The organism is Streptomyces rectiviolaceus (assembly GCF_039533825.1).
Taxonomy (GTDB): domain Bacteria; phylum Actinomycetota; class Actinomycetes; order Streptomycetales; family Streptomycetaceae; genus Streptomyces; species Streptomyces rectiviolaceus.
In genome coordinates, this window is sequence record NZ_BAAAUG010000022.1 from 268,857 (window position 1) to 290,205 (window position 21,349).

Annotated in this window: 17 protein-coding genes; 13 read left to right on the forward strand and 4 right to left on the reverse strand. The window is 69.3% G+C overall.

Annotated elements, in window-relative coordinates:
• The first annotated feature begins 142 nt into the window (after window positions 1–142).
• Window positions 143–928, forward strand: a complete 786-nt coding sequence (locus ABD378_RS07000; RefSeq protein WP_344519561.1) for an SAM-dependent methyltransferase — start codon at window positions 143–145, stop codon at window positions 926–928.
• 59 nt (window positions 929–987) lie between these two features.
• On the opposite strand, the gene ABD378_RS07005 is transcribed toward ABD378_RS07000, so the two are convergent.
• Window positions 988–1,335 carry a hypothetical protein gene (locus ABD378_RS07005; protein ID WP_344519562.1) on the reverse strand — a complete coding sequence of 116 codons (348 nt, stop codon included), beginning with the start codon at window positions 1,333–1,335 and terminating at the stop codon, window positions 988–990.
• 215 nt (window positions 1,336–1,550) lie between these two features.
• On the opposite strand from ABD378_RS07005, the gene ABD378_RS07010 reads away from it, so the two are divergent.
• From ABD378_RS07010 to ABD378_RS07035, 6 genes are all read left to right on the forward strand, one after another.
• Window positions 1,551–2,561, forward strand: coding sequence for a LacI family DNA-binding transcriptional regulator (locus ABD378_RS07010; protein ID WP_344519563.1), 1,011 nt, complete (start codon window positions 1,551–1,553; stop codon window positions 2,559–2,561).
• Between the two features lie 228 nt (window positions 2,562–2,789).
• Window positions 2,790–4,238 (forward strand): extracellular solute-binding protein, encoded by a 1,449-nt coding sequence (locus tag ABD378_RS07015; protein WP_344519766.1) that lies wholly within the window; start codon window positions 2,790–2,792, stop codon window positions 4,236–4,238.
• Entirely contained in the window at window positions 4,238–5,197 is a 960-nt protein-coding gene (locus tag ABD378_RS07020; protein WP_344519564.1) for a carbohydrate ABC transporter permease, read from the forward strand. Before ABD378_RS07015 ends, ABD378_RS07020 begins: the two co-directional genes overlap by 1 nt.
• A gap of 18 nt (window positions 5,198–5,215) precedes the next feature.
• Window positions 5,216–6,091 carry a carbohydrate ABC transporter permease gene (locus tag ABD378_RS07025; RefSeq protein ID WP_344519565.1) on the forward strand — a complete coding sequence of 292 codons (876 nt, stop codon included), beginning with the start codon at window positions 5,216–5,218 and terminating at the stop codon, window positions 6,089–6,091.
• 87 nt (window positions 6,092–6,178) lie between these two features.
• Window positions 6,179–7,789: a glycoside hydrolase family 13 protein gene (locus ABD378_RS07030; protein WP_344519566.1), complete on the forward strand. Its 1,611-nt coding sequence runs from the start codon at window positions 6,179–6,181 to the stop codon at window positions 7,787–7,789.
• Window positions 7,790–7,877: 88 nt separating this feature from the next.
• Window positions 7,878–10,079 (forward strand): discoidin domain-containing protein, encoded by a 2,202-nt coding sequence (locus ABD378_RS07035; RefSeq protein WP_344519567.1) that lies wholly within the window; start codon window positions 7,878–7,880, stop codon window positions 10,077–10,079.
• Window positions 10,080–10,147: 68 nt separating this feature from the next.
• Here the strand turns inward: ABD378_RS07035 and ABD378_RS07040 are convergent, their stop codons facing one another.
• Complete coding sequence (locus tag ABD378_RS07040) at window positions 10,148–12,385, reverse strand: MMPL family transporter (protein WP_344519568.1); 2,238 nt, start codon at window positions 12,383–12,385, stop codon at window positions 10,148–10,150.
• A 240-nt stretch (window positions 12,386–12,625) separates the two neighbouring features.
• Between ABD378_RS07040 and ABD378_RS07045 the strand changes: the two genes are divergently transcribed.
• The 5 genes from ABD378_RS07045 (at window position 12,626) to ABD378_RS07065 (ending at window position 18,832) form a co-directional block, all read left to right on the forward strand.
• Window positions 12,626–13,357: a TetR/AcrR family transcriptional regulator gene (locus ABD378_RS07045; RefSeq protein ID WP_344519569.1), complete on the forward strand. Its 732-nt coding sequence runs from the start codon at window positions 12,626–12,628 to the stop codon at window positions 13,355–13,357.
• A 303-nt stretch (window positions 13,358–13,660) separates the two neighbouring features.
• A complete protein-coding gene (locus tag ABD378_RS07050) occupies window positions 13,661–15,073 on the forward strand; it encodes a family 2B encapsulin nanocompartment shell protein (RefSeq protein WP_344519570.1) in 1,413 nt (470 codons plus the stop codon).
• Window positions 15,074–15,195: 122 nt separating this feature from the next.
• Entirely contained in the window at window positions 15,196–16,440 is a 1,245-nt protein-coding gene (locus tag ABD378_RS07055) for a family 2 encapsulin nanocompartment cargo protein terpene cyclase (protein WP_344519571.1), read from the forward strand.
• Window positions 16,441–16,454: 14 nt separating this feature from the next.
• Window positions 16,455–17,339, forward strand: a complete 885-nt coding sequence (locus ABD378_RS07060; protein ID WP_344519572.1) for a geranyl diphosphate 2-C-methyltransferase — start codon at window positions 16,455–16,457, stop codon at window positions 17,337–17,339.
• 176 nt (window positions 17,340–17,515) lie between these two features.
• A complete protein-coding gene (locus ABD378_RS07065; RefSeq protein WP_344519573.1) occupies window positions 17,516–18,832 on the forward strand; it encodes a cytochrome P450 in 1,317 nt (438 codons plus the stop codon).
• Here the strand turns inward: ABD378_RS07065 and ABD378_RS07070 are convergent.
• Window positions 18,829–19,215, reverse strand: a complete 387-nt coding sequence (locus ABD378_RS07070) for a tautomerase family protein (RefSeq protein WP_344519574.1) — start codon at window positions 19,213–19,215, stop codon at window positions 18,829–18,831. The genes ABD378_RS07065 and ABD378_RS07070 overlap by 4 nt on opposite strands.
• Window positions 19,216–19,334: 119 nt before the next feature.
• On the opposite strand from ABD378_RS07070, the gene ABD378_RS07075 reads away from it, so the two are divergent.
• A complete protein-coding gene (locus ABD378_RS07075; RefSeq protein WP_344519575.1) occupies window positions 19,335–20,210 on the forward strand; it encodes a LysR family transcriptional regulator in 876 nt (291 codons plus the stop codon).
• A gap of 29 nt (window positions 20,211–20,239) precedes the next feature.
• Here the strand turns inward: ABD378_RS07075 and ABD378_RS07080 are convergent, their stop codons facing one another.
• The gene (locus ABD378_RS07080) at window positions 20,240–20,869 is read right to left on the reverse strand and encodes an alpha-ketoglutarate-dependent dioxygenase AlkB (RefSeq protein WP_344519576.1); all 630 of its coding nucleotides are present in this window, start codon (window positions 20,867–20,869) and stop codon (window positions 20,240–20,242) included.
• Between the last annotated feature and the right edge of the window lie 480 nt (window positions 20,870–21,349).

Here is a 21,349-nt window from a genome sequence, read left to right on the forward strand (position 1 = left end):
TGGCCGCGACCGCGATGAACTCGCTCACCAGGCAGAACAGTTGACCTATCGCCCTGTACGCTCGGAAGATCCTTGCCGGCTGGGGCGGGGCACACGTCGCCCGTCGCATCGTGAACCGGTCAGACACGTAGTGGAGCCACGGATGACTGCAGAAGACACCAACGTCCACATCGACACCAGCAAGCCGCATCCGGCGCGTGTCTATGACTGGCTTCTGGGCGGCAAGGACAATTACCTCGTCGATCAGGAGATGGGCGAGAAGCTGCCGGCAGAGGCCCGCGCGAACGCGGCGCGGAACAGGGCGTTCATGCACCGCGCCGCCGCCTGGCTGGCCGACAACGGTGTCAGGCAGTTCCTCGACATCGGCACCGGCATCCCCACCGCGCCCAACCTCCACCAGATCGTCCAGGCCATCGCTCCCAGCTCCAGGGTCGTGTACGCCGACAACGACCCCATCGTGCTGCGGCACGCCGAAGCCTTGCTCGTCAGCAGCCCGGAAGGCGCCACGGACTACGTCCAGGCGGACGTGCGCCGGCCCGAGGCGATCCTCGAGCACGCCCGCGAGCTCCTGGACTTCGAGCAGCCCATCGCGCTCTCCCTCATCGCCCTGATGCACTTCATCACCGACGACGAGGACCCCTACGGCCTCACGCGCACCCTGGTGAACGCCCTGCCGTCCGGGAGCCATCTGGTGCTGTCCCACGGCACCACCGACGAACACCCCGAGCTCGCGGACTCCGTCACCGACACCTACAAGAAGGGCCAGGTGCCCTTGCGGATGCGGCGCCGCGCGGAGGTGGAGCGCTTCTTCGAGGGGCTGGAACTGGTGGAGCCGGGCCTGGTGACGGCCACGCACTGGTACAAGGAATCGCCCGCCCCCAAGCCCGAGTTGAGCGGTTTCTACGTCGCGGTGGCCCGTATCCCCTGAGGTGGCCCGTATCCCCTGAGGTGGCCCGTATCCCCTGAGGCGGGGAGCGCTGCCCGGGATCAGGAGAACAGGACCGACCGCAGCTTCAACCGCTCGCTCGCGCCGCCGGTGTAGGGGCGCAACGTGAAGTCGTCGCCGGAGCAGTCGGCGTTCGTGAAGACGATCGCGAAGGAATCGGTGCGGTTCTTGGGGGAGTGGGCAGGCGGCTGGGTGTACTCCTGGGCCGCCTCGGGGAGCGTGATGCACTCCCCGCTGTGCGGGTTGTGCAGGGTCGCCCGCTCTTCCTCACCGTCGCCGTTGATGTACGTGTAGCTGAAGTCGCCGTCGGCGGCGTAAGCGGAGCCGGGCACGGTCAGGATCAGCACGGCGGCACCGGCCGCGGCGGCCAGTGAGTGACGAAGACGCATGGATCAATTCCTTTGCTGGGCACGGCACGTGAACGCATCTCGCATTCCCGTCCTGACCAGCAGTGATACCTGAGTTCGCGGACAACGGCCGCCGAAACGATCCGCCCTCACCCGTTCGGTCCCGTCCGGGCCGCGTGGCGAAAGTGGTGAGGCGATCCCGAACAGATTCAGCGAGCACGCAAACGGAACGCAAGAATTGCACTAGGCTTGCGTGCATGACGCGACGACTTGCTCAGGTGGCGCGGAAGGTCGGGGTCAGCGAGGCCACGGTCAGCCGGGTGCTCAACAACAAGCCGGGGGTCTCGGACGCGACCCGGCAGTCCGTGCTCTCGGCGCTCGATGTCCTGGGGTACGAACGGCCCACCCAGCTGCGCGGCGAGCGGGCCCGGCTCGTGGGTCTTGTGCTGCCCGAGCTGCAGAACCCGATCTTCCCCGCGTTCGCGGAAGTGATCGGCGGGGCGCTCGCCCAGCAGGGGCTGACCTCCGTGCTGTGCACGCAGACCAAGGGCGGGGTCTCCGAGGCGGACTACGTCGAGTTGCTGCTCCAGCAGCAGGTGTCCGGCGTGGTGTTCGCCGGTGGGCTGTACGCGCAGGCGGACGCCCCGCACGAGCACTACAAACGCCTCGCGGCGCGCAAGATCCCGGTGGTCCTCGTCAACGCGGCCATCGAGCGGCTCGGTTTTCCGGCGGTGTCCTGTGACGACGCGGTCGCGGTCGAGCAGGCCTGGCGGCACCTGTCCTCGCTCGGTCACCGCCGTATCGGCCTGGTGCTCGGGCCCGCCGACCACATGCCCTCGCAGCGCAAGCTCGTCGCTGCCCGCGCGATCGCCGAGCAGGGCGGCGGTGAGCTGCCCGATGAGCATGTCTCGCGGGGGATGTTCTCGATCGAGGGCGGCCAGGCCGCCGCGGCGCGGCTCCTGGATGCCGGAGTCACCGGCATCGTCTGCGCGAGCGACCCCCTCGCGCTCGGAGCGGTGCGCGCCGCGCGCCGCCGGGGGCTCGGCGTCCCGCAGGACGTCTCGGTGGTCGGCTATGACGACTCGGCGTTCATGACCTGCACCGAACCGCCCCTGACCACGGTGCGTCAGCCGATCGAGGCCATGGGGCGCGCCGTGGTCGAGCTCCTCGCGCTGCAGATCGCGGGGAGCGCGGTGCCCACGGAGGAGCTGCTCTTCGAGCCGGAGCTCGTGGTGCGTGGCTCGACGGGGCAGCCGCCGCAGGAGTAGCCGCAGCGGGGCCCGTCGGCCGCCGGGCGGCCACAACCCTCGCATTTGCAGCGCTGTCAATTTCTTTCAATCCGTACGCGAGATATTGCGCAGATCTGTGGACGGTGCTTGAGTAAGCGCCGCCACACAGTCCGCGCAGCTGTGGGCTTCCCTGCTCCTGCCATGCCGTCCCTGCCCACACGGGCAGGTGGCGCTGTCCAAAGGGGTCCACCGATGAGCAGCTCCCGGATGCCGCACTTCCGACGTATCCGCCGCAGCACCAAACGCAGCACAAACCGCCGCACCACCCGCCGTACGGCCACGGTCGCCGTCGCCTCCGCGCTGGCCCTCACCGCCCTGGCGGCCTGCGGCACCAGCAGCAGCGACGACGGCGACTCCGATGGGGACAAGGGAGCCGACGCGGCCAACGCCGCCGCCCCGCTGGACCCGAAGACCAAGGTGACGCTCACCATCGACTGCATGCCGCCGGCCGCCGAGAAGGCCGAGCTCAAGCAGTGGAAGGAGGACGTCGAGGCGTTCAACAAGAAGTACCCGAACGTCACGATCAAGGGGAAGCAGACCGACCCCTGTCTGGAGCCTCCCCGCTTCACGGCGATGCTGAAGGCGAAGTCCCAACCGGACGTCTTCTACACCTACTTCACCGATCTGCAGCAGGTCCTGGACAACGACGGCGCGCAGGACATCAGCGCCTACGTCAACGACAAGTCCGTCCCGGCGCTGGGGGACATGGACCCGAACGTACTCAACGTCCTGAAGAAGGACGGCAAGCTCTACGGCCTGCCCTACAGCAACTACACGATGGGCCTGCTGATCAACCGCAAGCTCTTCGAGAAGGCCGGACTCGACCCCAACTCGCCCCCGACCACCTGGGCGGAGGTCCGCACGGCCGCCAAGAAGATCGCGGCCACCGGCGACGGCGTCTCGGGCTTCGGCGAGTACAGCGCGGGCAACAACGGTGGCTGGCACTTCACCGCCACCACCTACGGCCTCGGTGGCGACATCGTGAGCAAGGACGGCACCAAGGCCGCCTTCAACAACGACACCGGCAAGCAAATCGTCGACAACCTCAAGGCCATGCGCTGGGACGACGACAGCATGGGCAAGACCCAGCTCCTGAAGTGGGGCGACCTGCAGAAACAGATGGCCGCCGACAAGCTCGGCATGTTCCTCGCCGCGCCCGACGACATCACGTACATGGTGCAGAACCTCGGCGCGAAGTACGACGACTTCGGGATGGGGCCGATCCCCGGCCAGAAGGCCACCCTCTTCGGCGGCAACGACTACATGATCAAGAAGGGCAGCTCGCCCGACCAGATCAAGGCCGCCATCGCGTGGATCAACTTCAAGTTCCTCAAGCCGGGCAAGGGCCAGTTCGACTGGGCCCGCTCCAAGACGGACGGACTGCCGGTCGGCCTGCCGCAGCCGAACTTCTGGACCGGTGACAGCAAGGCCCAGGACGACAAGGCCCGCGAGGCCAGTTCGACCATGCCGGTCGAGAACTTCCAGGCCTTCACCGACAAGCCGGTCACGGGCAAGGCCGAGCCGCCCAAGGCCCAGGAGGTCTACAAGGTCCTGGACACGCTGATGTCGGCCGTCCTCACCAACAAGGACGCCGACGCGGACAAGCTCCTGAAGACCGCCGAACAACAGGTCAACCAGGTCCTGGCCAACCAGTGATGTCCGCGCCCACCCTCTCCAAGAACAAGGCCCGGCCGTCGCCACAGACGGACGGCCGGGCCGCCGCCCGCCCCGAACGCGCCGCGTTCCTACAGGCGTTGAAGCGCAACCTCACCGCCCACGCCTTCCTGATCGGCGCACTGCTCTGCTTCTCGGTCTTCTCCTGGTACCCGATGGTCAGGGAGTTCATCCTGGCCTTCCAGAAGACGGAGAACGGCGAGACGGTCTGGGCCGGCTGGTCCAACCTCACCTACATCTTCAACGACCCGGCCTTCTGGCAGGCGTGGCGCAACACCCTGCTGTTCACCGGACTCGCACTGCTCCTCGGCTTCGCCGTGCCCTTCGCCATCGCCCTCATCCTCAATGAATTCCGGCACGGCCGGGGCTACTTGAGACTGCTCGTCTACCTCCCGGTGATGCTGCCGCCGGTGGCATCCGTCCTGCTCTTCAAGTACTTCTACGATCCCGGATACGGCCTCTTCAACCGCATCCGGGAAACCGTGGGGCTGCCAGGACAAGCGTGGCTGCAGGACACCGACACCGCGATGATCTCCGTGGTCATCGCCGCCACCTGGATGAACATGGGCGGTGCGACACTGATCTACCTGGCCGCCCTCCAGTCCATCCCGGGCGAGCTGTACGAGGCGGCCGAACTGGACGGCGCGGGCGTCTTCCGCCGAATCTGGCACGTCACGATCCCGCAGACCCGGCTGATCCTCTCGCTGATGCTGCTCCTGCAGATCATCGCCACCATGCAGGTGTTCGTGGAGCCGTTCCTGCTCACCGGCGGCGCGGGCCCCGAGGGCGCGACCCTGACCGTCGTCCACCTCATCTACCAGTACGCGTTCACCTTCAACAACTACGGCAGCGCGGCGGCGCTCGGCCTGGTCCTGCTCGTACTGCTCGCCGGATTCTCGGCGGCGTACGCACGACTGAGCCGCGCCGGCGGCGAAGACTAGCCGGGGGAGAGCACGGACATGAGCACACGCACCCTGATCTCCCCGGCCCAACTGGCCCGCCCGCGCGGCAAGGTCCTGTACTGGACCGCCTTCACCGTGGTGACCGTCGTCTTCACCCTGGTCTTCATCGGCCCGCTGTACTGGATGGTCACCAGCGGCCTCAAGTCCCCGCAGGAATTCGCCCAGACACCGCCCACCCTGGTACCCGACGCCGTCCATCCGCGGAACTACGCGGACGCCTGGGGCGTGATGGACCTGGCCCGGCTCCTGTTCAACACCCTGTACTACGCCTTCGGCGCCCTCGCCTTCCAGCTGATCTTCGACGTGGCCGCCGCCTACTCGCTCTCCAAGCTGCGACCCGTCTTCGGCAAGGCGATCCTCGGCGCGATGCTGCTCACTCTCATGATCCCGGCCACCGTCCTGGTCGTACCGCAGTACCTGACCGTCCTGGACGTGCCGGTCGTGGAGCGCAACCTCATCAACTCGCCCTGGGCGATCTGGCTCCCTTCGGTCACCAACGCCTTCAACATCTTCCTGCTCAAGCGGTTCTTCGACTCCATCCCGCGCGAGCTCCTGGACGCCGCCGCCATCGACGGCGCCTCCTCCCTGCGCACCCTGCGCTCCGTGGTCCTGCCGCTGTCCCGGCCGATCCTCGGCGTCGTGTCGATCTTCGCGGTGGTCGCGGTCTGGAAGGACTTCCTCTGGCCGATGCTCACCCTGCCCGACCCCGCCAAGCAGACGGTCAACGTCGGCATCTACTCCCTGGCCGCCAGCGTCTCCGAGAACTGGCTCCTGGCCGCCCTCGCCATCGCCTCGCTGCCGACCCTGATCATCTTCCTGATCTTCCAGCGCAACATCATGAGCGGCCTGACCGCCGGCAGCCTCAAGGGCTGACCCCGGGGCCACCCCGCGCACCCCGCCACCGCCTCACCGCCCCAGCGCCACGGCGACGGGGTCCCACCTGCCCGAAAGGAACCTCACGTGGCAGCAACCTCCCCGACCGATGCCTCCTGGTGGCGCTCCGCCGCCATCTATCAGGTGTACGTACGCAGCTTCGCGGACGGCGACGGTGACGGCACCGGGGACCTCGCGGGTGTCCGGGCCAAGCTGCCCTATCTCGCCGAACTCGGCGTAGACGCACTGTGGTTCAGCCCTTGGTACCTCTCGCCCATGGTCGACGGCGGCTATGACGTGACCGACTACCGCGTCATCGATCCCGCGTTCGGCACCGTCGCAGAGGCCGAGAAGCTGATCGCCGAGGCACGCGCGCTCGGTATCCGCACCATCGTCGACATCGTCCCCAATCACGTATCCGACCAGCACCCCTGGTTCAAGGCGGCCCTGGCCGCAGGCCCCGGCGCCCCCGAACGCGAGCTCTTCCACTTCCGCCCGGGCCGCGGCGCACACGGCGAACTCCCGCCCAACGACTGGCCGTCCCAGTTCTCGGCGACCGCGTCGACCTGGACCCGCGTCGAGGACGGCGAGTGGTACCTCCACCTCTTCGCCCCCGAGCAGCCCGACCTCAACTGGGCCCACCCCGCGGTCCGCCAGGAGCACGAGGACGTCCTGCGGTTCTGGTTCGAGCGGGGCGTGGCAGGCGTGCGGATCGACTCCGCCGCCCTGCCCGCCAAGGACCCCGCCCTGCCCGACTTCACCGAGGGAATCGACCCGCACCCCTTCATCGACCGCGACGAACTGCACGACATCTACCGCTCCTGGCGGGCCGTCGCCGATGAGTACGCGGGCATCTTCGTCGGCGAGGTCTGGCTCCCCGACGCCGAACGCTTCGCCCGCTATCTGCGCCCCGACGAGATGCACACCGCCTTCAACTTCTCCTTCCTGTCCTGCCCTTGGGATCCGAAGAAGCTGCGTACGTCCATCGAGGCCACCCTCGCCGAGCACGCCCCGGTCGGCGCCCCCGCGACCTGGGTGCTGTGCAACCACGACGTGACGCGCACGGTCACCCGCTACGGCCGCGACGACACCGGCTTCGACTTCGCGGCCAAGGCGTTCGGCACCCCCACCGACCTGGCGCTCGGCACCCGCCGCGCCCGCGCCGCGGCCCTGCTCGCCCTCGCCCTGCCCGGCGCGGTCTACATCTACCAGGGCGACGAACTCGGCCTGCCCGAGGCCGACATCCCCTTGGACCGCATCCAGGACCCCATGCACTTCCGCTCCGGCGGCACCGACCCCGGCCGCGACGGCTGCCGGGTGCCCCTGCCCTGGACGGCCGGTGAACCCCACGCGGGCTTCGGCTCGATGACCGGCCCCTGGCTGCCGCAGCCGGAGGGCTGGCCCGCGTACGCCGCCGATCTCCAGGCCACGGACCCCCGCTCCATGCTCACGCTCTACCGCGCCGCCCTGCGCCTGCGCCGCATCGAACCGGGCTTCGGCGACGGCCCGTTGACCTGGCTGCCGACCACCGTCGACGGCGTCCTGGCCTTCGTACGCGAGCCGGGCCTGGTCTGCGTCGTCAACCTCGCCCCCGAGCCCTGTGAACTCCCCGCCCACACACGCCTCCTGCTGGCCAGTGGCCCGCTGGACGAGGCAGGCCGCCTGCCGCAGGACATGGCGGTCTGGCTGCGCGTCTGACTCCTGCACCGCGCCACGCCCCCCAGTTGACCGCGCACATCAAGACCGAGCACTGACCTCCCCACTCACAAGGAAGGTGCACCACCCCATGACCAGACATGTCAGGAGCACCCCAAGACCCACCCACAAGTGGTTCGCCGCCGTGGCCACCGCAGGCCTCGTCGGCACCCTCGTCACCGGCCTCACGGCCACCGGCGCGCAAGCCGCAGAGGCGGCCGCGGGCGCCACGCTGCCCTTCACCTCCGTCGAGGCGGAGAGCGCGACCACGAACGGCACCAGGATCGGCCCCGACTACACCCAGGGCACTGTCGCCTCCGAGGCGTCGGGACGGCAGGCGGTTCGCCTAGCGGCGGGTCAGAGCGTCGAGTTCACGCTCGGCAAGGCGGCCAACGCCCTCAACGTCGCCTACAACGTCCCCGACGGTCAATCGGGTTCGATGGCCGTGTACGTCAACGGGCAGAAGATCTCCAAGACGCTGGCCGTCACGTCGAAGTACAGCTACGTGGACACCTCCTGGATCGCGGGCTCCAAGACCCACCACCTCTTCGACAACGCACGGCTGCGGCTCGGCCAGGACCTGCAGTCCGGCGACAAGGTGAAGCTGGAAGCCACCTCCACCCAAGTCACGGTCGACGTCGCCGACGTCGAGCAGGTGGAAGCCGCCGCGGGGAAGCCGTCCGGCGCGCTCTCGGTCACCGACAAGGGCGCCGACCCCACCGGCCAGGGTGACTCCACCCAGGCCTTCCGCGAGACCATCGCCGCCGCCAAGGGCGGCACGGTGTGGATCCCGCCGGGCGAGTACAAGCTCACCCAGTCGCTCAACAACGTCGACGACGTCACGATCCGCGGTGCGGGCAACTGGCATTCAGTCGTCCGCAGTTCACGCTTCATCGACCAGTCGGGCGCACCCACCGGCAAGGTGGGCCTGCACGACTTCGCGGTCATCGGCGAGGTCACCGAGCGGGTCGACAGCAGTCCGGACAACTTCGTCAACGGTTCGCTCGGCCCGAACTCCACCGTCTCCGGCATGTGGCTGCAGCACCTCAAGGTCGGCCTGTGGCTGACGGGCAACAACGACAACCTGGTCGTGGAGAAGAACCGCTTCCTCGACATGACGGCTGACGGCCTGAACCTCAACGGCACGGCCAAGGGCGTCGAGGTACGCGACAACTTCCTCCGGAACACAGGCGACGACGCCCTGGCGATGTGGTCCCTCAACACCACCAACAGCGACTCGACCTTCGCGGGCAACACCATCTCGCAGCCCAACCTCGCCAACGGCATCGCCATCTACGGCGGCCGCGACATCACCGTCAAGGACAACCTGATCCTCGACACCAACGCCCTGGGCAGCGGCATCGCCATCTCCAACCAGAAGTTCATGGACCCGTTCTTCCCGCTGGCCGGCACCATCACCGTCTCCGGGAACAGCCTCGTCCGCACCGGTGCCATGAACCCCAACTGGCAGCACCCGATGGGCGCGCTGCGCGTGGACGCGTACGACAGTGCCATCGAGGCCACGGTGAACATCACCGACACGACGATCACCGACAGTCCCTGGAGCGCGTACGAGTTCGTGTCGGGCGGCGGCACCGGCAAGGCGGTGAAGAACGTCAGCATCGACCGCACGACCATCGACAAGGTGGGCACGGTCGTCGTCCAGGCCGAGACGCCGGGCGCCGTGAAGATGTCGAACGTCAAGGCCACCGGGGTGGGCTCGGCAGGCATCTACAACTGCCCCTACCCGGCCGGCTCCGGCACCTTCGCCCTCACCGACGGCGGCGGCAACTCCGGCTGGGACAGCACCTGGGACGACTGCTCGACCTGGCCGCGGCCCGGCGGCGGCAACCCGGACCCCGACCCGGACCGCAACCTCACCAGGAGCCGCCCGGCCACCGCGACCGGCTCCGCCGACGTCTACACCCCGGCCAAGGCGGTCGACGGCGATGCGGCGACGTACTGGGAGTCCACCAACAACGCCTTCCCCCAGTCGATCACCGTCGACCTCGGCAAGACGGAAGCGGTGCGCAGACTCGTCCTGAAGCTGCCGCCGTCCGCGGCCTGGGGGGCAAGGACCCAGACCCTGTCCGTTCAGGGCAGCGCCGACGGCACCACCTACAGCACGCTGACCGAGTCGAAGGGCTACCGCTTCGACCCGGCCGACGGCAACAAGGTGACCATCACGCTGCCCGGCTCCACCCCTGACGTCCGTCATCTGCGGCTGCGCGTCACCGCCAACACGGGCTGGCCCGCAGCGCAGTTCGGCGAAGTGGAGGCCTACCTGTCCTGACCCGCGGCGCGCCCCGCCCGCTCACGGCTGTGGCCGGGGCGGGCGGGGCACGCTGGTCTCTCGCGCGGTCAGACCTGCGTCGGGTCCTTCACGTACGGCGAATCGGCCACGGGCCCCGGCGCGGCGCCGGGCGCGGGTCCGCCTTCGCTGAGGCCGAACCGTCCGTGGAGCTTGCGCAGGAAGCCGGGCGCGTACCAGGCCGAGTGGCCGAGGAGGCGCATCGCGGCGGGTACGAGGATGCCGCGCACGGCGACGGCATCGATGAGGATGGCAAGGCCGCTGCCCAGGCCGAACATCTGCATGAAGCTGAGCTTGGCCGTCCCGAAGGCGAAGAAGCTCACCGCGAGCAGGCAGGCCGCCGCGGTGACGATGCGTCCGGTGTGCCCCAGGCCGTTGGTCACGGCGGACTCGTTGTCCTCGCCCAGGTCGTGGAGTTCCTTGATGCGGCTGGTGACGAACACCTCGTAGTCCATCGAGAGGCCGAAGGCGATGCAGAACATCAGCACCGTCATGGACACCTCCATGGGCTGCGCCGTGAAGCCGAGCATGGAGGAGAGATTGCCGTCCTGGAAGATCCAGGTCATGACGCCGAGGGTCGCTCCCAGGCTGATCATGTTGAGGAGCAGGGCGCGCAGTGGCTGCACGATGCTGCCGGTGAACAGGAAGAGCAGGAGGAAGGTGGTGAGGGCGACCAGGGCCACGGCGATGGGGAGCCGGCTGCCGATGGAGTCCTTGGAGTCGACCAGTTCGGCGTCGACTCCGCCCACCAGGGGGTGTGACCCGGTGGGCGGGGCGACCGCCCGCACCTCCTCGACCAGGCTCTGCGCCTCGTCCGACTTCGGCGACAAGGTGCTGACCACGTTGATCTGCTGCGCGTCGGGGCGGCCGAGGGCCCTGTTGCCGGGGTCGGAAGGGGTGGACCGCCCGTCGGTATAGGTACCCGCGCTGGTCTCGACGCGGGCCACGCCCTCCAGTCCGGAGAGCTCACCCGCGTACGACGCCAGCGGGGCCTTGTTCACGGCCTTGTCGATGACCACATGGAGTGCCGCGTCGTCGTTGCCGTTGAACTTCTCCTGCAGCACCGACGAGACCTGGCGGCTCTTGGCGTCCTCGGGCAGGACGCGCTCGTCCGGCGTGCCGAAGGTGATGCCGAGCAGCGGGCTCGCCGCAAGCAGCAGGACCGCGAGCACGGGCAGCGCGGTGAGCGCGGGGCGCCGCATGACGGTGCCCGCAAGGCGTCCCCACAGGGGCGCCCGGGTGGCGGTTCGCCCGCGGTTCGCCCACGGAAGGCGTCCGCTGTTGACCCGGTGCCCCAGGACGACGAACAGGGCCGGCATGACGAACAGGGTGCTGACGGCCGCGATGGCGACGACACCGACTCCGGCATAGCCGAACGAGCGCAGGAAGTACTGCGGGAACACCAGCAGGGCCGCGAGCGCGGCCGCCACCGTCGCGGCGGAGAACGCGACCGTGCGGCCCGCGGTGGCCACCGTCCGCCGGACGGCGTCGTCCACGCTCGCGCCGGTCGCGAGTTGCTCCCGGAAGCGGCTGACCATGAGCAGGGCGTAGTCGATGCCGAGGCCTAGGCCCAGGGCCGTGGTCAGGTTGATCGCGAAGATGGAGACGTCGGTGACGCTGCCGAGGACGAAGAGCTCCGCGAACGTGCCGGCGATGGCGACGATGCCGATCGCCAGCGGAAGCAGGGCCGAGACCAGGCTGCCGAAGACGAGAAGGAGCAGTACGAGGGTGAGCGGCACGGCGATGGCCTCGGCCAGGAGGAGATCCTCGCCCGACTGCGTGCCCATCTCGCTGGTCACGGCGGCGCCGCCCCCGGCCTGGACGGTGAGTGCGCCCTCGTACGGTCCGGTGTAGGCGTCGATGACGCTCTTGGCGTTCTCGTCCCTCTCCAGGTCGTCGCCCTTCACATGGGCGAGCACCATGGCCTCGCGGCCGTCCTTGGAGCGCAGGTCGGGACTGGTCGTGTCCCAGTACGAGACTACGTTCTCGAGGTTCTGTTCCTTCTTGAGTTCGGCCACCAGGGCCCGGCCGCTCTGCCGGGCGGCCGGGGTGTCGACGCGGCCTTCGGCGGTACGGACCAGCAGGACCAGGTTCGTCTCCCCGTCGAACTTCTCGTCGATGACCTCGCCGGCCCGGGTGGACTGGGATGCCGGGTCGTCGTAGCCGCCGCCCAGCAACTTGCCGAAGGCGCCCGCGCCCAGGGCGCCCATGAGGGCCAAGGCCACGGCGGCGACGACGAGTATCAGCCTGGCCCGGCGAATGGCCAGTTCGGCTATGCGTTCAAACACGCACGCTCTCCTTTGGTGTCCATACGGTGAAAACGGCGCGAGGCGGCCGGAGTTGAGCGATGAAGGGCCGGTGTGGTGCTCCTTGGAACGCCTGCCGCTCCGTCAGAACAGGTGCGGTGTCGCACTCTTCGTCGCCGCCAACGACGTTAGTGACGCGGCGGGAAATTTGGCAGTGTTAGATTTTCCTCACACCCCGCACTTCCCGGGTGCCCACAGGGGTGACCGTCGTGCGGTCGCCGCATGCCCGCAGAGGAACACCCAATGGCCACGCCCTCCCTGCGTGAGCGGCGCCGTGCCGCCGCCACACAAGAGATCCTGGACGCCGCCGAGCGTCACATCACCGAACACGGGCCCGCTGCGCTGTCCCTGCGGGCGGTCGCCCGCAGCCTCGGAATGACCGTGCAGGCGCTCTACCACTACTTCCCGAGCCGGGACGCCCTCGTCACGGCGCTCGTCACCAAGGCGTACGACGACTTGGCCCACGCCGTGCAGGCCGCCGTCGAAGCCGCGGCGGACGACCCGGACCTGCCGCGCCTGGTGATCGCGGCCGAGGGCTACCGTCGCTGGGCCATCGCCCGTCCCGAGCACTTCCAACTCCTGTACGGAACGCCGCTGCGGGACTACGTGGCACCCGCCGAGGGCCCGACCACCCAGGCGACGCGCCGGATGAGCGCCATCTTCGAGCGCGAGCTGTTCGACGGGTTCACCGCGGCGCAACTCGCCGCGGCCGACGGCCCCGAGCTCTCGCCCGCACTGCGGGCGCACCTGGAACAGCTGCCGCATTTCGGTCTCGGACATCTGCCGCCGCCCGCGACCGCTCTCTTCCTGAGCGCGTGGGGACACCTGCACGGCCTCGTGGTCCTTGAGGTGTTCGGACACACCGCTTTCCTCGGTGACCACCAGGGCGAGATCTTCCGGATGGCGATGCGGAACCTGCTGGCGGACATCCACCGCCGGATCCCCGTGGCTTGATGACGGAATACCTGACGGGATAGCTGACGGGTCGTCAACTCGCGCTCCTGGTAACGAAGAGAAGGTGACGTGGGTGTCCTCTCGGCCAGGTGGCCAGAACGTTGTCAGTCGTGCGGATAAACCCCGCGCCGAGCAAGATCACTGCTTCGAGTGCTGCTAACGGCCTTATCGGGCGAGCCAGGCGCAACGCCCGTTAAATGGTCCACGGATCAGGACGAATTCCTCGACGCTGCCCGCTACTTCCGCTTTCGCCGATCGGCGTGCATGCGCCGATCACCTCGCTCGCGAAGGAGAGCTCGCCCGATGACCGTTGAGACCAGCCCGGAATCGCAGACGGAATCGCCCCGGCGGTCCAGCCTGGGCACCGCGGCTGCCCGCAACCTCGCCACCACGACCAAGTCCGCCCCGCAGATGCAGGAGATCACCTCTCGGTGGCTGCTGCGGATGCTCCCCTGGGTGGAGACCAAGGGCGGCGCCTACCGAGTGAACCGCCGACTGAGCTACACCGTCGGCGACGGGCGCATCGAGTTCGTCCAAGACGGCGTCGACGTACGGGTGATTCCCCGAGAACTCGGCGAACTGGCCCTGCTGCGCGGCTTCGACGACGTGGAAGTGCTGACTGCCATCGCCGACAGGTGCGTCCAGCGTGACTTTCGCGCCGGCGAGGTGCTCGTCGAGCGCGGCACCCCCGCCGGGCAGCTCCACTTGATCGCCCACGGGCGGATCAACCAGAACTCCGTGGGGAAGTACGGCGATGAGGTCGGCGTCGCGGTCCTTGCCGACGGCGACCGGTTCGGGGAGAGCGCCCTTCTGGACGCCGACGCCACATGGGACTGCACCGCGACCGCCGAGACCGCGGGCACCCTGCTCACCCTGTCCCGCGCCGACTTCGCCGCCGTCCTGTCCACGGCACCCAGCCTCCGGGCCCACCTTCACGAGTTCAGCCGGCTCCCACGGCAGCGCCAGAACAAGTACGGCGAGGCCGAGATCGCGATGTCGGCCGGACATGTCGGCGAAGTGGCGCTGCCCGGTGCCTTCGTCGACTACGAACTCAAGCCGCGCGAGTACGAACTCTCCGTCGCGCAGACCGTTCTGCGGGTCCACACGAGGGTCACCGACCTCTACAACGGGCCGATGAACCAGACCGAGGAACAGCTCAGGCTCACCATCGAGGCGCTGCGCGAGCGCCAGGAGTACGAGCTGATCAACAACCGGGAGTTCGGCCTGCTCCACAACGCCGACTTCAAGCAGCGGATCCAGCCCCACTCGGGCCCGCCCATCCCGGACGACCTCGACGAGCTGCTCTGCCGCCGCCGGGGCACGAAGCTGTTCCTCGCCCATCCCCGGACGATCGCGGCGATCGGGCGCGAGCTCAACGCCCGCGGGATCTACCCGGATCACGTCGACCTCGGCGGGCAGCAGGTACCGGCCTGGCGCGGCGTCCCGATCCTGCCCTGCAACAAGATCCCCATCACCAAGGAGCAGACCAGCTCGATCCTCGCCATGCGCATCGGCGAGGACAACCAAGGTGTCATCGGTCTGCATCAGACCGGGCTGCCGGACGAGTACGAACCGGGCCTGTCGGTGCGCTTCATGGGCATCAACGAGCAGGCGATCACCTCGTACCTGGTCAGCACCTACTACTCCGCCGCCATCCTGGTGCCCAACGCGCTCGGCGTGCTGGAGAACGTGCAGATCGCCCGCAGGCCCGCCTAGAGGAATCGCCCGCAGGCCCGCCTGGAGGATCCGTCGGACGGCCACGAAAGCCCGGACCTTCCCGGGCCGGGCTCGTGTGCCCGGATCCGGGAAAGAACACCCACCCCACCAAGGAGCCACGGATGCCCGAACCCGGGTCTTCCCCCCTGCAGTCGAGCCCGCCTGCCGCTGCGGCCCGCTTCGGGGCCTCTACCACCCAAGCTGCCGGGGTGAGACGGGCGAGCCCCGCCCTGGAGCGGATCCTGCGCGGCCCCAGCGGTCTGGGCACGGCGGGCTTGCACCTGGCCCGGCGCGAGGAACCGCCAGAGCCGCCAGAGTCGCCGGAGCTGTCGGAACCGCCGGAGCTGTCGGAACCGCCGGAACCGCAGGAGGCCGAGGCGCCGAAGGAGGCCCTCCAGATCCCGGGCCTCTACTACCACCCGGTGGCGGAGCCCGACCCGGCGCGGGTGGCGGAGGTCAGCCGCCGGATCAAGGACTGGGCGGTGGACGAGGTCGAGCTGTTCCCCGAGGAGTGGGAGGGCCAGTTCGACGGCTTCTCCGTCGGGCGCTACATGGTCGCCTGCCATCCGGACGCCCCGACCATCGACCACCTCATGGTCGCCACCCGGCTCATGGTCGCCGAGAACGCGGTCGACGACTGCTACTGCGAGGACCACGGAGGCTCGCCCATCGGCCTCGGGGGACGCCTTCTTCTGGCGCACACCGCCCTCGACCCCCTGCACGTGACGAAGGAGTACCAGCCGCAGTGGGCCCAGTCGCTGCACGCGGACGCCCCCCGCCGCGCCTACCGCTCCGCGATGCAGTACTTCGTCCAACAGGCCACCGCCTCCCAGGCCGACCGCTTCCGGCACGACATGGCCCGACTGCACCTGGGGTACCTCGCCGAAGGCGCCTGGGCCCAGACGGACCACACGCCCGAGGTGTGGGAGTACCTGGCGATGCGGCAGTTCAACAACTTCCGGCCCTGCCCCACCATCACCGACACCATCGGCGGCTACGAACTGCCGGCGGACCTGCAGGCACAGCCCGCCATGCAGCGGGTCCTCGCGCTCGCCGGGAACGCCAGCACCATCGTCAACGACCTGTACTCGTACACCAAGGAACTCGCCGCCCCCGGACGGCACTTGAACCTGCCCGTGGTGATCGCCGAGCGCGAGGACGTCTCCGACCGGGACGCCTATCTGAAGGCGGTCGAGGTCCACAACGACCTCATGCGCGACTTCGAGGCCGAGACCGCGGCCCTGGCCGCCTCCTGCCCCGTCCCGAGCGTGCTGCGCTTCCTGCGGGGCGTGGCCGTGTGGGTCGACGGCAACCACTACTGGCACCAGACCAACACCTACCGATACAGCCTGCCCGATTTCTGGTAAGGACGGAATCACCTGTGACCAGCACTGAGATCACCACCGTCAGCAGCGCCTCCGCGTTCGTCCCCGGCCCGGCGACGCCCTACCAGGGCGACATCGCGCGCTACTGGAACAACGAGGCGCGGCCCGTGAATCTGCGCCTTGGTGACGTCGACGGGCTCTACCACCACCACTACGGCATCGGCGACGTCGACCACGCCGCCCTGGGTGACCCCGACGACAGCGAGCACGAGAAGAAGCTGATCACCGAGCTCCACCGCCTGGAGTCGGCGCAGGCCGAAGTCCTCCTGGACCACCTCGGGTCCCGCGGGCGTGACGACACGCTCGTGGACGCCGGGTGCGGCCGGGGCGGTTCGATGGTCATGGCTCACCAGAGGTTCGGATGCAAGGTCGAGGGCGTGACGCTGTCGGCCAAGCAGGCCGACTTCGCCAACCAGCGCGCCCAGGAACTGCGCGTCCAGGACCACGTCCACGCCCGCGTGTGCAACATGCTCGACATGCCCTTCGAGACCGGGCAGGCCGCGGGCTCGTGGAACAACGAGTCGAGCATGTACGTCGACCTGCACGACCTCTTCGCCGAGCACTCCCGGATCCTCGAGGTCGGCGGCCGGTATGTGACCATCACCGGCTGCTGGAACCCGCGTTACGGCCAGCCGTCGAAGTGGGTCTCCCAGATCAACGCGCACTTCGAGTGCAACATCCACTCCCGCAGGGAATACCTGCGCGCCATGGCCGACAACCGTCTCGTACCGCAGACCGTCGTCGACCTGACTCCCGCGACCCTGCCGTACTGGGAGCTGCGGGCCACGTCGTCCCTGGTCACCGGCATCGAAGAGGCGTTCATCAACTCTTACAAGGACGGCTCCTTCCAGTACGTCCTGATCGCGGCCGACCGCGTCTGACCGACAGCCGACCGGAAGGGCCGGGCCGCCGGGTGGCGGGCCCGGCCCTTCCGGTGCTGCGCGCGAGGGGGGCCACGCGGCGACGCGGTCTGTCGGGTACCGCTGCTGCTCCCCTACAGTGCGTGACGCCTCCACCCGTCCGTGCCGACGTACAGCCGCCGAACAGGAGCAGCCCCGTGGCCACCCACGCCCGCCCCGGTTCCCTCCCGGCTCCTCCCGGGCGCCGGGTCCCCGAGCTTGATCCCGCCCTCGTGGGACAGTGGCGGGCCGGGGGAGGGGAACTCATCGACCTCTTCGCCCTGGCGCGCGAACGGCTCGGCGGTGTCGCCGCTTTCAGGCTCGGTTCGAGCCCGACCGTCCTGATCACCGCCCCCGAGGCCGTGCAGCACGTGCTCGCGCTCCATCCCGGCCGGTACGTGAAGCGTTCGCACCGCGCCCGACTGCTGATCGGCGACGGCGTCCTGGCCGCGACGGGCGATGCGTGGCAGCGGCAACGGCGGCTGCTGCAGTCCCAGTTCACCGGCCGGGGCATGCGCCGCTACGAGCAGCGGATCACCGATGCCGCCCGGACCGCGGCGGCGCGCTGGGCCGGATACGCCCGCACCGGGCAGGTCTTCGACGTCGGCGACGAGATGCGCCGCTTCGCCCTGGACACCATCTGGCGCTCCCTGACCGGCCATCCCCTCGACCCGGCGACGGAGGGCGAACTGGCCGCCGTGCCCGCGGTGGTGGCCGCGCTGCCAAGCCTGCCCGCCGATGGCGCCGCAGCCCAAGGGGCGGTTGCCGCGGAGCTGGCCAGGATCGACGCCGTGGCGAGCCACGCCATCGCCGCCGCGCGCGACAAGGAGGCCGGGCCCGACGGGCCGGGCCTGCTGCACGTCCTGCTCGAGGCGTCCGAAACGCGCCCCGAGTACACCGACCGGCTGATCCGCGACGAACTGGTCACGCTGCTGGTCGCCGGGCACGAGACCACCGCCTCGACCCTGACCTGGCTCTACCTACTGCTGGACCAGAACCCGCAGGCGCGTGAGCAGGCTCTCGCCGCGGGCGCAGGGGGCTCGCCCGAGCGGCGCCAGGCCGTCCAGGCGCTCGTCCACGAAACGCTGCGGTTCTACCCGTCGGCCTGGATTCTGCCGCGATGCGCGGCGCAGGACGACCTTCTCGCCGGGTACGAGGTCGAGGCCGGCACCGACGTCCTGGTCTGCCCCTACCTCACCCACCGGGACCCCGAACTCTGGGAGGCCCCGGAGCGATTCGATCCGGCGCGCTTCACGACCCCCGGGCGGCGCCCCACCCACCCGGGAAGCTACTTTCCGTTCGGCGTCGGGCCCCGCGCCTGCCTGGGCCTGCAGTTCGCCCTTCGGGAATCGACCGTCCTCCTCGAGCACCTGCTGCCCGCCCACACCCCACGCTTCCGCTCCACCCCGGCCAAGGCCGCCTACAGCATCACCGTCCGCCCCGACGGCCCGACACCCGCTGTCCTGGGCGGCTAGGCCCGGCGGTAGTGGTCGAACTGGGTCACGCCGTTGTAGCCGTAGCTCTCGGGAGGCAGCTCGTGCAGCGCGACCCCGCACCGGGCGAGCGGGCCGAGGGTGTCCGTCAGGAGCTGTTCGGCCCCGGCGATGAAGGCGCCCTTCTCCGCGGCGCTGTTGGTGCCCAGGGTGATGCTGACCTCGACGTGCGCGTCGAGCCCGCCGGTCAGCGGCTTGCCGTCGACGAAGTAGCGGGCGGCCGGGACCACATCGATGTGGACGATGGTTCGCGCGCTGGACTTGCCAAGAGCCGAGACCGCGAGGCCGGTCAGCCCCTCGGCAAGGGTGCGCTGAAGGTCGGTGGGCAGGTCGGCGTCGGTGACGGTGAGGCGGATGTACGGCATGGCTCTCCTCGGACACGTTCGATGGGCGCGCCTGCCGGAGTCGGCGGCACGGAGCAAGCGTCGCCGACCTGCAACGATAGAACCAACGCACCAACGTCATAGCTATATGAGGCCGCCGCATGACCGTGAACATTCCCCAGCTGAGGGCCTTCCTCGCCGTCGTCGAAGCGGGCGGATTCAGCGCGGCCGCCGCCGAGTTGGGCATGAGCCAATCCGCCGTCTCACACGCCGTTGCCTCCCTCGAACGCGAGCTGACCGCCCCGCTGCTGGTCCGCGCCGCGCCGGTGCGGACCACGGCGCTGGGGGAGCGGATCCTGCCGCACGCCCGCACCGCGCTGTCGGCGGCCCGGTCCGTGGAAGAGATCGCGGCCGAAGCCGCCGGGACGATGACCGGCACCGTACGGCTGGCCTGCACGCCGACGGTCCGCCAGGGGCTGATCCCGGACTTGCTTCACCACTGGAGCGAGGACCAACCCCAGGTGACAGTCCGGGTCTTCGAGGGAGACAGCACCGAGGTCGCGGCCTGGCTGGGGGACGGCGTGGCGGATGCCGCCGTCCTGATCGACCCGCCGCCCGGGCTTGGCATCCACCTGGCCGAGGACCACTACCGGGCCGTGCTGCCCCGGGACCATCCGCTGGCGGACGAACCGCTCGTCGACATCGGGGACTTGGAGGACGACCAGTTCCTGATCTCGCCCAACAACTGCGAGGCCCGCATCCGCACGATCCACGCTCAGGCCGGTGTGCCCTTCACTCCCGCGCACAGAGTGCGGGACCTGACGACGCTGGTCACCATGGTGCAGGCGGGCATCGGCGTGACCATCCTGTCCGAGGTCTCCCGCTCCCTGCTCCCGCCCGACCTGGTCCTGCTGCCGCTGAAGCCGGAGATGTCCCGCCATCTCGTACTGACCGGCCCCCGCGAAGGCCCCTGGCACCCAGCGGTCCGCGCATTGGCAGAGTCGGCCGCCGCTCACCTGGCACGGTCTCAGCTCTGAGCTGTTCGACCGCCAGGGGTGAGGCCCGGTCACTGCACTCCGTGCGGCCGGAACTGGATGCTGATGCGTCCCCCGGCGGCCCGGGTCGACTTGGGGATGGCGTGCTCCCAGGTGCGCTGGCAGGAGCCGCCCATCACGATCAGGTCGCCGTGTCCGAGCGGGCGCCGGACGGCCTCGCCGCCGTGGCGCGGGCGGAGCAGCAGGTCGCGGGGTGCCCCCACGGAGAGGATGGCGACCATCGTGTCCTCGCGGGCGCCCCGGCCGATGCGGTCGCCGTGCCAGGCCACGCTGTCGCGCCCGTCGCGGTAGTGGCACAGGCCGGCCGTCGTGAACGCCTCGCCGAGCTCGGCGGCGTAGTGCGCGGAGAGGGCTTGTCGCGCCTCGTCGAGCACGGCGTGGGGGAGTGGTTCTCCGGCGCGGTAGAAGGCGAGCAGGCGCGGCACGTCCACGACCCGCTCGTACATCTGCCGGCGCTCGGCCTTCCACGGGACGTCCGCGGCCAACCGTTCGAACAGGACGTCGGCGCCGCTGAGCCAGCCCGGCAGCAGGTCTATCCACGCTCCGTCGCCGAGGACCGTCCTGCGGATTCCGTTCAGCGGGCCCAGGCGCACGTCGTCGCTCTGATCGAAGAGTGATCCCTGGAGCTGGTGCGTCGCCATGCGGCCAGTGTACCCAATGATTCGAACATGCGATCTAATGCCGATCGGTATCGGTCGTCACTCGCCGGTACGCCCCACTGTCACGCCACGCGGCCCCGCGCAACAGATGTGAAGGGAGCGTTGCAGGCTCTCCATGACTTCGGTGCCGTGCGCATGCCGGTCAGGGGCAGGCGAGAAGAGAAGCCGCGAGGAGGACGCTGCCGATGCTAGTTGTCGCTCTTTTGCTCTTGCCGGCCATGGGGCTCCTGATCATCGCCATGGACCGCATCGAGGACCGGATGAACGGGGAAGCGTCGCCGAGACCCGCCCGGCGCGTACGCCACCTTCGTCTCGTCCACGGGGAAGGGCACGGGGGACGCCATCGAGCCTCCGTCTCCGAGCACGACAGTGAAGCGGCCTGACACATGAGGACCTGACACATGAGGACCTGACACACGAGGACCTGACACACGAGGAAACGGCGCCGCGCCCGCTTCGGCA